The organism is Streptomyces sp. NPDC006798, assembly GCF_040635975.1.
Classification (GTDB): domain Bacteria; phylum Actinomycetota; class Actinomycetes; order Streptomycetales; family Streptomycetaceae; genus Streptomyces.
On sequence record NZ_JBEYIS010000073.1, the window covers coordinates 15,971 to 31,622 of the forward strand.

A 15,652-nucleotide genomic window follows, 5' to 3' on the forward strand; every position below is an offset into this window, starting at 1 on the left:
GGCGCTACGGCGGACCCGGCGGGGCGCCCGGTGTCCGAAAAGGGACGGGGCGCCGGGGCGTGGCCGCCTCGGTCACCGGCTCCGCCCGGGGATGGTGCGGGTGGTCCGGAAAACCCGTTCCGACGAGGGGTTATCCGGTTGTTCAGCGGTGCGGGAAGCCCGGTTCACGGGACCGATCCCCACCGATTTCCACGAACTCTCCATCATTGCGACACAAGTACGACAGTGGCGCGCTATCCTTCGCCGTACTCGCCAATGGTCCAGACCATACCCAAGGGCGACAACCGCGCGCTATGCCCATGACCGTCTCCGTGTGACCGTACCTGCCGGATCATCTCCTGTGCAGGTCAAAGCAGTTGGAGGGCATCATCAACGCACCGCCCGCTCAGCTCACCGTCCCCGATCTGCTGGACGCCCGGGCCTCGAAACAGCCCGAAGGGCCCGCGATCCAGGTCCTCGGCGGTGCCGCGCTCAGCTACGGTTCCTGGCGCGATCGGGCCGTTCGGGCCGCCCGGGGGCTGACCGACGCCGGGATCCGGCCCGGCGACCTGGTGGCCCTGCGCTTCACCGGCGAGGAGTGGGACCGGTACGCGGTGGCGTTCCTGGCCCTGCACTACGCGGGCGCCGCCGGACTGCCGCTGCGCGCGGACACGACCGGCCCGGAGGCGGCCCGGCTGGCCGGGCTCTGCGGGGCCGTCGCCGTGCTGCGCGGCAGCGAACTCCCGCCTCTGCCCGGGCCCTTGGCCGGGGCGGACCATCTGCTGGCGGCGGTGGAGCAGGCCGCCGGTCCCGGGCCGCACGAACCGCCGTACCGGGTGGCGCCCGGGGACCGCGCCCAGGTCGTCGGCACCTCCGGGACCACGGGTGACCCCAAGGGCGTACTCGCCTCGCACGCCAATCTGACCGCCGGGCTGCGGCTGGTGCCCCGGCCGCGGCCGTACGCCCATTCACGGCACGCCCTGCACGCGTTCCCGATCGGCACCAACGCGGGCCAGATGATGATCATGACCGCCCTCACGGGGGCGCCCGCCGTCGTCGCGCTCCCCCGGTTCGGCGCCGGGGAGTTCGGCCGCGCGGTGGCGGAACTGGCCGCCGGCACGGTCTTCGTCGTGCCGTCGATGGCGATCGAGCTGCTGAACTCGGGGGCGTTACGGCGTCATGACTTCTCCTCCGTACGGCTGTTCAGCTGCTCGGCCGCCGCGCTGCCGGGTCCGGTGGCACTGGCCCTGACCGAGGCCCTGCCGGGGACCACCGTGGTCAATGTCTACACCTCCGCCGAGTCGTCGCCCGCGCAGGTGTCGATGATGGTCGACCCGGCGCGGCCGGGTTCGGTGGGCCGTCCGGCCGACCCGGGCGAGCTGCGGATCCTCGGCCCGGACGGTGCTCCCGTACCGCCCGGGGGCACCGGTGAGGTGTGGCTGCGCCAGCTCGGCCCCCGGCGCGGCTATGTCGGCGACGACACCGCCTCGGCCCGGGTGTTCCGGGACGGCTGGGTGCGGATGGGGGATCTGGGGCGGCTGGACGCCGAGGGCTTCCTCCATCTCGTGGACCGCGAGAGCGATGTCATCAAGTCCGGGGCGCTGAAGGTCTCCACCCTGCGGATCGAGGAGGTGCTGTACGAGTATCCGGGGGTCGCGGAGGCGGCGGCGCTCGGGGTGCCGCATCCGGTGATGGGGTCGGTACCGGTGGCCGTGGTGGTCCCCGCCGCCGACGGCCTCGACCCGGACGCGCTCCGGCTCTTCCTCAGTACCCGGCTGGCGCGGGCGGAGTTGCCGGTCCGGATCCTGCTCGCGGACGAACTGCCGCTCAACGCCTCCGGGAAGGTGGTCAAGCACCGGCTGCGGGCGCTCTTCGACGCCACGGACCCGGTCACCGGGGGTACGGCCGCGATATCCGCCGGGGCGGGCCCGGCACCGGGGACCGCGACCGAGGTCCGGCTGGCCGCGATCTGGCACGAGGTGCTGGGCCGCCCGGTCCGGTCGGTGACGGACGAGTTCTTCGCCCTGGGCGGTGACTCCTTCCGGGCCGTCCAGCTCGCCGCCGCGGTCTCGGAGCGGTTCGGGGTGGAGACCGGGGCCGCCCTCGTCTTCGGCCGGCCGTCGCTGCGGGCCCAGGCGGCCTGGCTGGACGAGGCCGCGACCGCCGCGACCGCCCCGGCGGACGCCGCGTGCGGCACCGGCGCCCCGGCCGGGGCCGATGCGGTGATCCCGCTGTTCCCGCGCGCCCTGCGGGCCCTGCCGCACGAGGTGCCGCTCACTTCCCAGCAGGAGAACTTCCTCGACTGGATGGCCGGGGAGGCCGGGCGCGACGTCGGCGCCGTGACCGCCCAGTTCCGGGTCGCGGACCGGCTGGACGCCGGGGCGCTGGGCCGGGCCGTGACCGAGCTGGTACGGCGCCATCCGGCGCTGCGGACCCGGTTCGTACCCGCCCCCGGGCCCGTACCGGGTCTGGCGCTCACCGTCCTCGACCCGGAGCCCCGGACCCGGATCACCCTGCGGGACGTGCCGGGCGCTTCCGACGACGAGGTCGGCGCGCTGCTGATCGAGGAGCGGGACCGGCTCACCGATCTGGCCGTCGACCCGACGGTGCGGCTGCTGGTGGTGAGCCGCGCCCCCGACGACCACATCGTGCTGCTGGCGGTCCATCACATGGTCGCCGACGGCTGGTCGGTCGGTGTGCTCCTGCACGAACTGGGACTCGCCTACGACGCGGTACGCCGGGGCCGGGCTCCCCGACTGCCCGAGCAGCCGATGCCGTACCCGGAGCTGGTGCGGTGGATGAACGAGCGGTGGCCCGCCGGGCGGCGGCACTTCGCCGCGGCGCTGGCCGGGGCGCCCACCGCCGTCGACCCGTTCCCCGGGCGGCGTACCGTCGACCGGGTGCACACCGTCGCCCGGCCGTTCACCGTCGGCGCCGACCCGGCCGGACGGCTGCGCAAACGGGCGGCGGAGCTGGGGGTGACCCCGTTCATGGCCGTCGCCGCCCTGTGGAGCGGACTGCTGGCGGCCCGCTCGGGACAGACCGATCTGGTCCTGATGACACCCGTACCGGGCCGGACCCGTCCGGAGGCGCAGCGGACCGTGGGCTGTCTGGTGCAGTCCCTGCTGCTGCGGGTGGACTGCTCCGGCGGGCCCGGCTTCGCCGAGCTGGCGGAACGGGTCCGGCGGGCGTCGACCGCGGCGCTGGACCATCAGCTCTATCCGTACGCCGAGTTCACCCCGGCGGTGGCCTTCCCGGCCTGGCTGCGGTACGAGAACTGGGCGGCCGACGCCCATCTCCCCGGGCTGGCCTGCGAACCGTGGACACTGCCGCGCGGTACGACGGTGCCGTGGCCGCTGCCCGGCGGCGATCTCGGGGTTCCCGAGCTGACGGTGGTGGAGCAGCCGGACGGCGAGCTGAGCTGCTTCGTCCAGTACAACGCCCTGGCCTTCGACGAGTCCGTGATCGACACCCTGGCGGCCGAGTTCACGGCCGCGCTGACCGACGCGGGCGCGTAACACCCCCCGCCCCGCTGCGACAAGACCCGCTACGACAGACCTCGGGAGCCTCGGCTTCCCGACCGCACCCGGCCGACGGCGCCCGGGGTTCCGGCAACGGCGCCGGACCCGGGCGGGCCGGGCTCCGCCCCCGTACGGCCCGGACGCGTGCCCCCGCGCCGGTCCGGCGGCCCCTTGGATCCGGCTTTACCCGACGACCCGTGAACAGCGCATCCGCCCGCCTTCTTCGGGGCGGTTTATCAGTCTTTTTCATGGCTTGACCGCCAGGGAACCTCCCCAGTCCCATCCGTATCTCCCCTCTCTTCCCATATCTGCTCTCCCGATCGACCGACTCACCGAGACCGACCAACCTGAGGAACCCCCGTGACCAGCTTTCCCGTCGGACCCGCGCCACACGGCCTCTGGGTCTCCGAGCGACTCGCCCCGCTCGGCGCCGTCAACCATCTGCCGTTCGCCGTCCGCTTCGAGGGAGATCCCGACATCCCGGCACTCGCCTCGGCCGTCGCCGATCTCACGGCCCGTCATCCGGCGCTCTCCCTGACGGTCCGCGAGGAGGACGGCATACCCGTCTTCGCCCCGGGCCCGAGACCCGGCCTCGCGATACGGGCGTGCGCGCCGGACCTGTTGGCCGGGGAGCTGCTCGCCGCGAGCGCCGCGCCGTTCGATCCGGCGGCCGGACCCCTGGTCAGATTCACCCTCTTCACCACCGGCGAGGGACGGGCGACCCTCCACGGGGTCGCCCATCATCTCGTCTTCGACGGCGCCTCCACCGATGTGCTGCTGGCCGATCTGGCCGCCGCGTACGCCCATCGCGCCGGTCACGGCCCCGCCCCCGAACGGCTCCCCGCCCCGGACGGCACGCCCACCGGCCCCGGCCCGGCGGCCGTCGCCGCCGCCGTCGCCCACTGGGCGGACCGCCCGCTGCCCGGGCCCGCCGTCGCCCTGCCCGGCTTGGTGCCCGGGGCCGACCAGAGCGGCACCGGACCGGGCGCGGTGACCGGTTTCGACCTCGACCCCGCGCTCCGGGACGGACTGACCAGGACCGCGGGCGAACTGGGCCTCACCGTCTTCGAACTGGTTCTGACGGCCGTACACACCCTGCTCGCGCGGTACGGCAACGAGCACCCGGCGACCGCCGTCGGGCTCGGGACCCGCTCCCGGGGCGACGCCCACCGGATCGGGATGTACGCCAATGAGCTGCCGGTGGTGACGGCCCCCGACCCGGCCGCCCCGTTCGACGCGTTCGCCCGGACGGTCCGTACGGCGCTGCGCGACTGCTATCCGCACCGGGCGGTGCCACTGGCCCGCGCCGTCCCGGGGCTGCCACCCGGGGTGACGGCCGCGCCGGTGACGGTCACCTACCGCCGCCGGACCGGGCCCGTCGCCTTCCCCGGTCTCGGCACTTCCGTCGACTGGGTGCTCTTCCCCGGGACGGCCAGGGGCGCGCTCCGGATCCATCTGCTGGACGGCCCCGACCGGCTGGAGCTGCGGTTGATGCACCGTACGGACGTGCTGTCGCCCGCCGCCGCCGAACGGATCGGGGACCATCTGCGCGCCCTGCTCGCCGCCGTCGTGGCTGCCCCAGGGACCCCGCTGTCCGAGCTGTCGTTCCTCCGCGCGGCGGAGTCGGCGCCGCTGCGCGGGCCCGAGCCCGCGGCCGACGCGGCCGGGGCCGCCCTGCCCGCGCTGCTGACCGCCGCCTTCGCCGCCCACCACGACCGGCCCGCCCTGACCGACGGCGACCGGACCATCGGCTACGGCGAACTGGGCGCGGCCGTCACCCGGCTCGCCCGGCGGCTGGTGGCCGCCGGGGCCGGCCCGGGGACGGTGGTCGCGGTCTGCGCCGAGCGGTCAGCCGAGGCGGTGGCCGCGCTGCTCGCCGTGGGGCTGGCCGGGGGCGCCTATCTGCCGGTCGATCCGGCCTATCCGGCGGAGCGGGTGGCGTTCGTGCTGGCCGACGCGGGCGCGCCGGTCGTCCTGGCGCAGCGGCGCACCGAGGACCGGGTGGCCGGTCCGGGCCGGGTCCTGCTGCTGGACGACGTCTTCGCCGAGCCGGCCGGGACCGGGCCCGGGACGGCCGCGTCGGCGGAGCCGGAGCTTCCGGTGGCGGGGCCGGACGATCTCGCCTATCTGATCTACACCTCGGGTTCCACCGGCCGTCCCAAGGGTGTCGAGGTGCCGCACGGCGCCCTGGCCCATCTGCTGCTGGCCTTCCGTGATCTGCTGGGCTCCGGGCCCGCCGATGTCTGGCTGGCCGTCACATCGTTCTCGTTCGACATCTCCGCCCTGGAGCTGCTGCTGCCGCTGGTCACCGGCGGCCGGGTGGTGATCGCCGCGGAGCCGGAGGTCCGGGACGGCCGGGCGCTGACGGCTCTCGCGGAGCGGTACGGGGTGACCCATCTCCAGGCCACGCCGTCGGGCTGGCGGCTGCTGCTGGACGCCGGGTTCACCGCCCCCGCCCTGACCGCCCTCTGCGGCGGCGAGGCGCTGCCCCTGCCGCTGGCCCGGCGGCTGGGGGAACGGGTCGGGCGCCTGTGGAACGTCTACGGGCCCACCGAGACCACGATCTGGTCCACCGCCGCCGAGGTCCGCGCCGACGCCGACCGGGTGACCGTCGGCCGTCCGATCGCGGGCACCACGGCCCTCGTCCTCGATCCCGGCGGGCGGCCCGTACCGCACGGCACCACCGGTGAACTGGCGCTCGGCGGCGCGGGGCTGGCCCGGGGCTACCGGGGCCGGAGCGAGCTGACGGCCGAACGCTTCCGGGCCGACCCGCGCACCGGCGACCGTTACTACCGCACCGGCGATCTGGCCCGGGTCGGTCCCGGCGGCGTACTGGAGTGCCTGGGCCGGATCGACGACCAGATCAAGCTGCGGGGCCACCGGATCGAACTGGGCGAGATCGAGGCCCGGGCCCTGGAGCACCCGGCGGTCGCCGCGGCGGCGGCCGCGGTCTCCGGGGACGCCGACGCCCCCGGCGGGCAGTCGCTCGCCCTCTATCCGGTGTGGCGGGCCGGGGTACCCGAGCCGTCCGTCGCCGAGCTGCGGGCGTTTCTCGCCCTGACCCTGCCGGAGGTCATGGTCCCCGGGACCGTCCGGCCGCTGGCCGGGCTGCCGTTGACGCCCAACGGCAAGACGGACCGGCGGGCCCTGCCCGAACCCGTACGGGACGTACCCGACGGTCCGCCGGACGCCTCGGGCGGTGACGGCGGCGGTGAGCCGTGGGACGAGCTGACCGAGGAGATCGCGGGCATCTGGTGCGAGGTGATGGGCCTGCCGTCCGTGGGGCTCGACGACGACCTGTTCGACCTGGGCGCGCACTCGCTGACGATCACCCAGGTCGCGGCCCGGATCCGGGACCGGATGGGGGCGGACGTCCCGCTCACGGTGTTCTACGACGAGCCGACGGTGGCCGCCGTGGCCGACGCCGTCACCGTCGAGCTCCTCGCCGGGGAGATGTGATGGAGCACGAGACCATGACGTCGGCGCCGGTCCGCGCGCCGCGCCGTACCCTGACCGCCGAGCAGCGCGCCGTGCTCGCCCGGCGGCTGCGGGAGCGGCCCGCCGCCGCCCGGGCCGCGACGGTGACCCCGCGCCCGGACGGGACACCGGTCCCCCTCTCTCTCGCCCAGGAGCGGCTCTGGTTCGTGGAGCAGCTGACCCCGGGCACGGCCGCGTACGTCCTGCCGCTGGCGGAACGGCTCACCGGCCCGCTGCGGCCCGCCCAGCTGGCCGAGGCGCTGGGGCTGGTCGCGGTCCGCCACGAGCAGCTGCGCGCCTCGTTCCCGGCCGGTGAGGACGGGATGCCCCGGGTCCTCATCGCGCCCGCCGACGGTTTCACCGTGCCGTGGCGGACGGTGGACCTGGCGGGCGTTCCGGCCGGGCGCCGGGAGGACGCGGCCCGTACGGCGGTGGAGGAGGAGGTCGCCCGGCCGTTCGACATCGCGGCCGGGCCGCTGATCCGTGTCCTGCTGCTGCGGCTGGGCGACGACGACCACGTCCTGGTGGTCTGCCAGCACCATCTGACCGGCGACGGCTGGTCGACCGGGGTACTGCTCGACGAACTCCTCAGCGGCTACGACACCCTGGCGGCCGGGGAGCGGCCCGAGCCGCCGGTGCTTCCCGCGCTTCCGGTGACGTACGGCGACTACGCGCACTGGCAACGGGCCCGGCAGGAGCTGCCGGACGCCGAAGCCGGGCTGCGGTACTGGTGCGGGGCGATGGCGGGGGTGCCGCCGCTGGAGCTGCCCACGGACCGGCCCCGGCCCGCCGTACCGGGCCCCGGCGGCGCCACCCACTCCTTCCGGCTGGATCCGGCGGTCCACGAGGCGGCCGCGGCGCTCGCCCGGCAGCGGGGCGCCACGCTCTACATGACGCTGCTCGCCGCCTTCCAGGTGGTGCTGGCCCGCTGGTCGGGGCGGACCGACTTCGCGGTGGGCACCCCGTTCGCGGGCCGTCCGGCGCAGGAGACGGAGGGGCTGGTCGGGCTGTTCAGTACGGTGCTGCCGATCCGGGCCGATCTGAGCCCGCCCGGGGACGGCGGCGAAGGGGCCGGGGGCGGTGCCGGGGCCGGGGCCGGGGACACCACACCGGACTTCGGCACCGTGCTCGCCCGGGTCAAGTCGGCCGCCCTCGGCGCCCAGCGGCACCAGGAGACCCCGTTCGAGCGGCTGGTGGAGGCACTGGACCTGCCCCGGGACGTGGGGCGCCCGCCCCTGTTCCAGGTGTCGTTCGCCCTCCAGAACCACCGGGCCAGGACCGTCACCCCCCGGGGGCTCGCCGCCCGTACGTTCCCCTTCTCCGGCGGCGGTGTCCATCTGGATCTGGGGCTCTACTGCACCGAGACCGGAGAAGGACTCGACGCCTTCCTCACCTATCGCACCGATCTGTGGGACGCGGACACGATCGCCCGGCTGGCCGGGCACTGGCAGCGGGTACTCGCCGGGGCGGCGGCCGGTCCCGACGCTCCCGTCGGAACGCTGGAGCTGCTGTCGCCCGGGGAGCGGCGGCGGGTGCTCACCGAGTGGAACGACAGCGGTCCGGCGCTGCCGGAGGCCGCGACGCTGGCCGACGCGGTGGCCGCGCAGTCGGCCCGTACCCCCGGCGCCACGGCCCTCGTCCACGGCGAGGAGACGCTGGCCTTCGGCGAACTCGACCGGCGGGCCAACCGGCTGGCGCATCTCCTGCGGTCGTCGGGCGCCGGGCCGGGAGCCCTGGTCGGCGTCTGTCTCGACCAGGGCGTGGCGCAGGCCGTGGCCCTGCTGGCGGTGCTGCGGTCCGGCGCGGCCTATGTGCCGCTGGACCCGGAGCAGCCCAGGGCCCGGCTCGCCCATATGCTCACCGACTCCCAGCCGGTGGTGATCGTCACCACCGGCGACCGGCACGCCCTGGTCGCCGGGGCCGGGGCGCCCGTACTGCTCCTCGAGGAGCTGGCGGACCGGCTCGCGGCCGTACCGGACACTCCACCCGGCGGCGGGGCGGGCCCGGACGATCTGGCGTACGTCATCTACACCTCGGGGTCGACGGGAACGCCCAAGGGCGTGGCCGTCCAGCACCGGCAGGTACTGACTTATCTCGCGGGGGTACGGCGGCGGTTCGCCGAGGCCGGGCTGGCGGACGGCGCGCGGTACGTCCTCCTCCAGTCGCTGGCCTTCGACTTCGGTCTGACGACGCTCTATCTGTCGCTGACGACGGGCGGCTGTCTGCATCTGCTGGCGCCGCGCACCCCGGGCCCCGAACTGGCGGCCTATCTCGCCGGACACCGGATCGACTGTCTGAAGCTGACGCCGTCGCATCTGGCGGCGCTCGGCGCCGAGACCGGCGATCCGGCGGCGCTGCTGCCGGGCCGGCTGCTGATCCTCGGCGGTGAGGCGTCCGGCTGGGAGTGGAGCCGGGCCCTGGCGTCGACGGCGGCCGGGACCGGCTGCCGGGTGGTCAACCACTACGGCCCCACCGAGGCGACGGTCGGCGCGACCACGTTCCTGATCGACCCCCACGAGCCCGCCGACGGGCCCACCACCGCCATCGGACGGCCGCTGCCCGGCGCCCGGGTGTATCTGCTGGATCCGCTCGGGGCACCGGTACCCCCGGGGGTCACCGGTGAGCTGTGGATCGGCGGCGACCGGCTGGCCCGGGGCTATCTGGGGCTGCCGGAGCTGACCGCCGAACGGTTCCGCCCCGACCCGTTCGCCGGTCCCGCGCCGGACGGTACCGATCCCCGGATGTACCGGACCGGGGATCTGGCCCGGCACCGGCCCGACGGCACGATCGAGTTCCTGGGCCGGGGCGACGACCAGGTCAAGATCCGCGGCTACCGGGTCGAACTCGGCGAGGCCGAGGCCCATCTCGCCGAACTGCCCGGGGTGGCACAGGCGGTGGCCGCCGCCCGGGGACCGGCGGGCGAACAGGTGCTGGTCGGCTATCTGGTGCCCGCCGAGGGCGCCGAACCGCCGCCGCCGGCCGAGGCGCGCAGGCTACTGGCGGAGCGGCTACCGGACTATCTCGTACCGTCGCGGTTCGTGGTGCTGCCCGAGCTGCCCCGGCAGGCCCACGGCAAGGTCGACCGGCGGGCGCTGCCGGAGCCGGGGGCGCCTGGGCCGCTGGACGGTGCGCCGTACACCGCCCCGCGGACCCCGGCGGAGGAGACCGTCGCCGCCGTCTGGGCCGAACTGCTGGGCCTGGCCCGGGTCGGCGCCCATGACGACTTCTTCGACCTCGGCGGGCACTCCCTGCTGGCGATGCGGATGGTCGCGGCGCTCCGCCGGGCGCTGGGCGGCGAGGCCCGGATCACCCTGATGGACGTCTTCCAGGAGCGTACGGTGGCCGCGCTCGCCGCCCTCGCGGGCCGTTCGGAGGCCGAGCGGGGACCCCGGCGGCTGCTGCACGAGCTGACGCCCCGCCAGGAACCGGGGTCCGTCGCGCTCTCCCTGGTGTGTCTGCCGTACGGCGGCGGCAGCGCCGTGGCCTACCAGCCGCTGGCGGACGCCCTGCCGCCGGGGGTGGCGCTGCACGCGGTCGCCGTACCCGGGCACGACCTGGGGATGTCGGAGGAGTCCCTGCCGCTGGAGGAGGTGGCCCGGCGGTGCGCGGAGGAGGTGCTGGCGGGCGTGCCGGGGCCGGTGGCGGTGTACGGGCACTGCGGGGTGGGCGCCGCGCTCGCGGTCGAGCTGGCCCGGCGGCTCGCGGCGGCGGGCCGGGAGCCCGCCGCGGTCTATCTCGGCGGGATCTTCCCCTTCGCCCGGCCGACCGAGGGGCTGCTGGGGCTGTTCTCCCGGTTCTCCCTGGACCGGCGGCGCAGCGGGCGGCTCCATCTGAACTGGCTCCGGTCGATGGGCGCGGATCTGGAGGGGCTCGATCCGGAGCAGTTGGCCACGATCGTGGCGAATGTCCGGGCGGATTCCCGGGCCGCCGAGGAGTACTTCACGGAGCGGCTGGCGGGCGCCCGGGACGGGCTGTCGTCGCCGGTGATCTCGGTGATCGGCGGTGCGGACCCGGGGACGGAGTTCCATCGCGAGCGGTTCCGGGAGTGGGGCTTCCTGGGGACGACGACGGCGGTGGCCGTACTGGACGAGGGCGGCCACTACTTCCTCAAGCACCGGGCGGCCGAGCTGGCGGAGATCGTCACCACGGTCCATCCGGCGGTGCTCGCCGGGCGCGCTGCGGACGGCGCGCCCGGCACGGCGGAACCGCCGGACGCGCCGGACACGACGGACGCGGCGGACCCGGCGGCGGAGCTGGGGCGCGACCGGCGGCCCGACGGCGCCACCTGGTGGCTGGACGGGGTGCACCACGAGGGCGCCCCACCACCGGGGGCGGAGGCGGGCGGCGCCCGTACCCGGCGCGACACCCGGCGGTTCGTGGCGGTCGCCGGGTCGCAGATGGTGTCCCAGACCGGTTCGGCGCTCACCGAGTTCGCCCTGCCGCTGTGGATCTATCTCTCCACCGGCTCCGTCGCCTGGTTCGGTCTCTTCGCGGTGCTCGGGATCGTGCCGGGGCTGCTGGCGGCGCCGGTACTCGGCACCCTGGTGGACCGGGTCGACCGGCGGCGGGTGATGCTGGTGTGTACGGCGGTCTCCGGCGGTACGGAGGCCGTACTGGCCCTGCTGCATCTGGCGGGCGAGCTACGGGCCTGGCACGTCGGCACATTGCTGGCGCTGCTGTCGGTCTCGCTCACCGGTCAGCGGCTGGCGTTCCAGTCGGCGATCCCGCAGCTGGTGCCGAAGCGGTATCTGGGCCATGCCAACGGGGTGGTCCAGATCTCCGGCGGGATCGCGCAGGTGGTCGCCCCGCTGGCGGCCGTCGGCCTGCTGGCCGCGATCGGCCTCGGCGGCGTACTGCTGCTCGATGTGGTCAGCTACGCCGTCGCGGCCCTGGTCCTCGGGGTCGTGCGGTTCCCCCGCACCCTGCCCGCCCGGCGGCGGGAGACGCTCCGTCAGGAGATCGTCGCCGGGTTCCGGCTGGTCACCGGGGACCGGGGCTTCCGGGCCATGCTGATCTTCTTCGCCCTGCTCAATCTCTTTCTGCCGGTCCTGTTCCAGCTGGTGTCGCCGCTGGTACTGGGCTTCTCCACCCTGGGTTCGGTGGCGTCGGTATCGCTGGCGGGCGGGCTCGGGGCCGTCGTCGGCGGTCTCGCGATGGGCTTCTGGGGCGGCCCCCGGCGCCGGAGGATGCGCGGCATGCTGCTGGTGATCCCGGTACTGGCCCTGTTCTGCATGATCACCGGATCGCGGGCCGATCTGCTGGTCGTCGGTGCCGGGGTGTTCGGGATGTCGGCATCGCTCTCCCTGCTCAACGGCATCTATCTGACGATCGTCCAGGTGAAGGTGCCGCAGCGGTTCCACGGCCGGGTGATGGCCCTCAACCAGCTGGTCGCCTGGTCCACCCTGCCGGTGGGGCTGCTGCTGATCGCCCCGCTGGGGACCCGCTATCTGGAGCCGGTGATGGCCGCGGACGGCGCGCTCGCCGCCGCGCTGGGGCCGCTGATCGGTACCGGTGAAGGCCGGGGTATCGGACTGCTGTATCTGCTGCTCGGCGCCGCGATCCTGGTCCTGGGCGCGGTGTCGATGCGGATCCGTCCGCTGGCCCGGTTCGACCGGGACGTCCCCGACGCCCGGGCCGACGATCTGGTGGGCCTGGCGGCACTGGCCGCGGAGCCGTCGTCGCCGAAGGAGGCGCGGCCGGGTACGGCGTAACCGGCCCCCGTGGCCGCCGTGTTCCGTCGCGGAGGCCGCCGCCGTCCGTCCCGTGCCCTCCCGGCCGGGGCGGACGGCGAGCGCCGTAGGACGGGCGCGGATCCGGCGGTTCCGGCGCTACGCGCCCACGGCGTCCCGGACGAATCGCCGCAGACGCGCCCGGACCAGGTCGGGCCGCTCCAGCCAGGGCTCGTGCCCCGCGCCCTCGATCCCGGTCAGTTCGACACCGAGCCGGTGGGCGAGCGACGCCAGCGACGCCAGGGGGCGGGGGTCGTCGGCCCCGCCCAGGATCTCCGTCCGGGCGGGCAGCCGGTCCCGCAGTTCGCCGAGGTGTCCGTCGAGCGGGTCCGCCCGGTTCTCCGCGCCGAGTTCCGTATTCATGGCCCAGTTGACCGGGCGACGCCGCCGGGCCGCCAGGGCCGCTCGTCGCCGGCCGCGTTCGGGGTCGGCGTGATCGGGGAACCAGGACAGGGTCAGCAGTTCGACCTCCTGCTCCTCGGTCCGGTGCGACAACTCGCCCAGCTCCCGCAGCCGGTCCCGCAGCTCCGGGGGCATCCGGCGATCGCGCTCCGCCCGCCATCCGGTCCGCCAGTCGCCGGTGAACGGCCCGCACATCAGCAGCGCCGCGGCGACCCGGGCGGGGTGCGCCAGACAGAACCGGCTCGCCAGATCGGCGCCGTAGGAGTGCCCGATCAGTACGGCGTCGGGGACGCCCCAGGCGTCGAGGAGACCGGCGAGGTCGGTGATATGCCGGTCGAGGGTATGGCGTCCCCGCCACCCGGAGCGGCCCGTGCCGCGCTGGTCGTAGCGGTAGACGGGGGCGAGATCCGCGATCATCGGGGCGATCCCGGCCAGATAGTCCGGCAGGCCGGGGCCGCCGTGCAGCAGTACGACGGCCGGGCGCCGGGTTCGTTCCCCCAGCGCCGTCCAGTGCAGCCGTGCCCCGTCCGCCGCCGCCACCAGGCCCGTTGTCTCCGTGAAGGTCATCATCGGGAACCTACCGGTGCGCGCCTCCGCCCTGGACGACCAGGGGCTCAGGCGGTGGCGCGGAGCCGGGCGGCGGCGTACGGGCGGCTGCCGAGGGCGACCGTACGGAAGAGCAGTCCCGCGGCCCGGTGGAACGGGCTGATCCGTTCCATGATCCCGTATTCGGCGGTCAGTTCCCAGCCGGGGGCGAACGCGGCCAGCCGTCGCCCGTCGCGGGCGCCGGAGCAAAACCGGGCGCCGGTCGCCTTGCCGGCGGGCCGGCGGTCGCTCGGTGCGGGCCGGGGGGTGGAAGTAATCGCCGACGACCTCGGTGCCGGGGCCGAAGACCCGTCGGTTCACGTCGAGGAAGGAGGTCGGCTCGCCCGGCTCCGGATACCTCAGAACGCCTTCCGCGAGGACCAGGACCGGCCCCGGGCCGGAGTCCGTGTCCCGGTCACCGCCGTCCGGGCCGGTGAGGAGTCCGTCGGCCCAGTCCGGCTCCGCGAGCGACGCCGCGTGCGGCCGGGTCCGTTCGCCGGGGAGGAGCGACACCGGTCAGTCCGTGGACGGGAGTCGAATCACTCATCGGGTCGGGCTTGCCTGACCCAACCCCGCGGTCAACCCCCGCGGCACTCGATCACCGAACGCCCGGACCGTCGTCGCGACGCCGCCCTCCGACAAGTTGATCCGAGCTCGACTCCCCTGCCTCCGCGCGCTGGTGAGCTGACGTCAGCCCGGCTCGTCGTCGTCCGCCGACCCCGCCGACCCGGCACCGGCCGCGAACGCCGACGCGAACCGGCCGGGGCCGAGCGTCGCGGTGAGCGCGGCCGTCACCCGGTCCACGTCGCCGCGTTCGGCCCGGGGCAGCGGCGCGCCCACCGACCGCCGGGCGGCGTCCGCCGCCCCCAGCAGCCGGGCCGCCCGCTCGGCGTCCCCGGCCAGCGCCCGGGCCCCGGCCAGCCCCTCCCGGGCGAGGGCCACGGCGCGTGGGTCGCCGGTGTGCCGGGCGGCGGCCAGCCCTTCCCGGTGCAGGGCCAGGGCGGCTTCGGCGTCGCCGCGCAGTTCGGCGACGAAGCCCAGCTCGGCCAGGATCAGCGCCGTACCGTACTCGGCGTCGAACTGCCGGTTCCAGGCGAGCCAGCGCCGCAGATAGCCCTCGGCCACGTCCAGCCGCCCCTGTCGTCTGGCCCCCAGCGCCAGACCGATGTCCGGGGGCTCGCGGACACCGTGCAGCGGGCCGTCGGCCGGGTCGACTATCTCTTCCTCAACCACGGCTTCGCCGAGGTGCAGACGCTGGAGGAGGTGACCGAGGAGGTCTGGGACCGGCATTTCGACATCAACGCCAAGGGTGCCTTCTTCACGGTCCGGAGCCTGTCGCCACTGCTGAACGACGACGGGGCGATCGTGCTCACCACGGTCGCCAATGATCTGGTCTTCCCCGGGCTGAGCGCCTACTCGGGGGCCAAGGAGGCCGCGCGGGCGATCGCCCATGTACTCGCGGTGGAGCTGCTGCCGCGCGGGATCCGGGTCAACTCGGTGGCGCCGGGCTTCATCAAGACTCCGTCGATGGGGATGCCCGGACTGACCGCGGATGAGCGCCGGGCGTTCGAGCAGCAGGGGAACGAGTCGACACCGCTGAAGCGGAACGGGACGGTGGAGGAGGTGGCGGCTGCGGCCCTCTTCCTGGCGGCGGACGCGACCTTCACCACCAATGTGGAGCTGGCCGTGGACGGCGGCTGGGGGCAGGGCCTCGGTACCAGCCACTGAACCGCTCCGACGGCGCCCGCGGACACCCGGGTGTACCGGATCCGCGGCGGTATCTCCGAGGTGATGAGGACCGACGTCACCGAGAGCCCGGGACCGTGAGCGGGTCCCGACCGCGACCAAGAGGGCCGCGGGGGCGCCACGGCGCCGGGTCCCCGGCCGAGGCGGCGGATGTCGCCGAGCAGGTCCTCGACCCGGTCGACGGGGTGCTGGCGCGGCTGTCGGAGTTCTTCG

Annotated in this window: 5 protein-coding genes and 1 pseudogene; 4 read left to right on the top strand and 2 right to left on the bottom strand. The window is 75.2% G+C overall.

Annotation, left to right across the window (positions count from 1 at the left end; genetic code table 11):
- The first annotated feature begins 356 nt into the window (after positions 1 to 356).
- The 3 genes from ABZ714_RS31815 to ABZ714_RS31825 all read left to right on the top strand — a co-directional run bounded on the left by ABZ714_RS31815 (position 357) and on the right by ABZ714_RS31825 (position 12,688).
- Positions 357 to 3,497, top strand: coding sequence for an AMP-binding protein (locus tag ABZ714_RS31815; protein ID WP_358828829.1), 3,141 nt, complete (start codon positions 357 to 359; stop codon positions 3,495 to 3,497).
- Between the two features lie 363 nt (positions 3,498 to 3,860).
- Positions 3,861 to 6,959, top strand: coding sequence for an amino acid adenylation domain-containing protein (locus ABZ714_RS31820; RefSeq protein ID WP_358828830.1), 3,099 nt, complete (start codon positions 3,861 to 3,863; stop codon positions 6,957 to 6,959).
- Positions 6,959 to 12,688: an amino acid adenylation domain-containing protein gene (locus ABZ714_RS31825; RefSeq protein ID WP_358828831.1), complete on the top strand. Its 5,730-nt coding sequence runs from the start codon at positions 6,959 to 6,961 to the stop codon at positions 12,686 to 12,688. Before ABZ714_RS31820 ends, ABZ714_RS31825 begins: the two co-directional genes overlap by 1 nt.
- A gap of 117 nt (positions 12,689 to 12,805) precedes the next feature.
- Here the strand turns inward: ABZ714_RS31825 and ABZ714_RS31830 are convergent, their stop codons facing one another.
- Together ABZ714_RS31830 and ABZ714_RS31835 are read right to left on the bottom strand one after the other, a co-directional pair.
- Positions 12,806 to 13,678 (bottom strand): alpha/beta hydrolase, encoded by an 873-nt coding sequence (locus tag ABZ714_RS31830; protein ID WP_358828832.1) that lies wholly within the window; start codon positions 13,676 to 13,678, stop codon positions 12,806 to 12,808.
- Between the two features lie 705 nt (positions 13,679 to 14,383).
- Positions 14,384 to 14,863, bottom strand: a pseudogene (locus ABZ714_RS31835) (AfsR/SARP family transcriptional regulator); the annotation flags it as partial.
- 18 nt (positions 14,864 to 14,881) lie between these two features.
- On the opposite strand from ABZ714_RS31835, the gene ABZ714_RS31840 reads away from it, so the two are divergent.
- A complete protein-coding gene (locus ABZ714_RS31840) occupies positions 14,882 to 15,421 on the top strand; it encodes an SDR family oxidoreductase (protein WP_358828833.1) in 540 nt (179 codons plus the stop codon).
- The last annotated feature ends 231 nt before the right edge of the window (positions 15,422 to 15,652 follow it).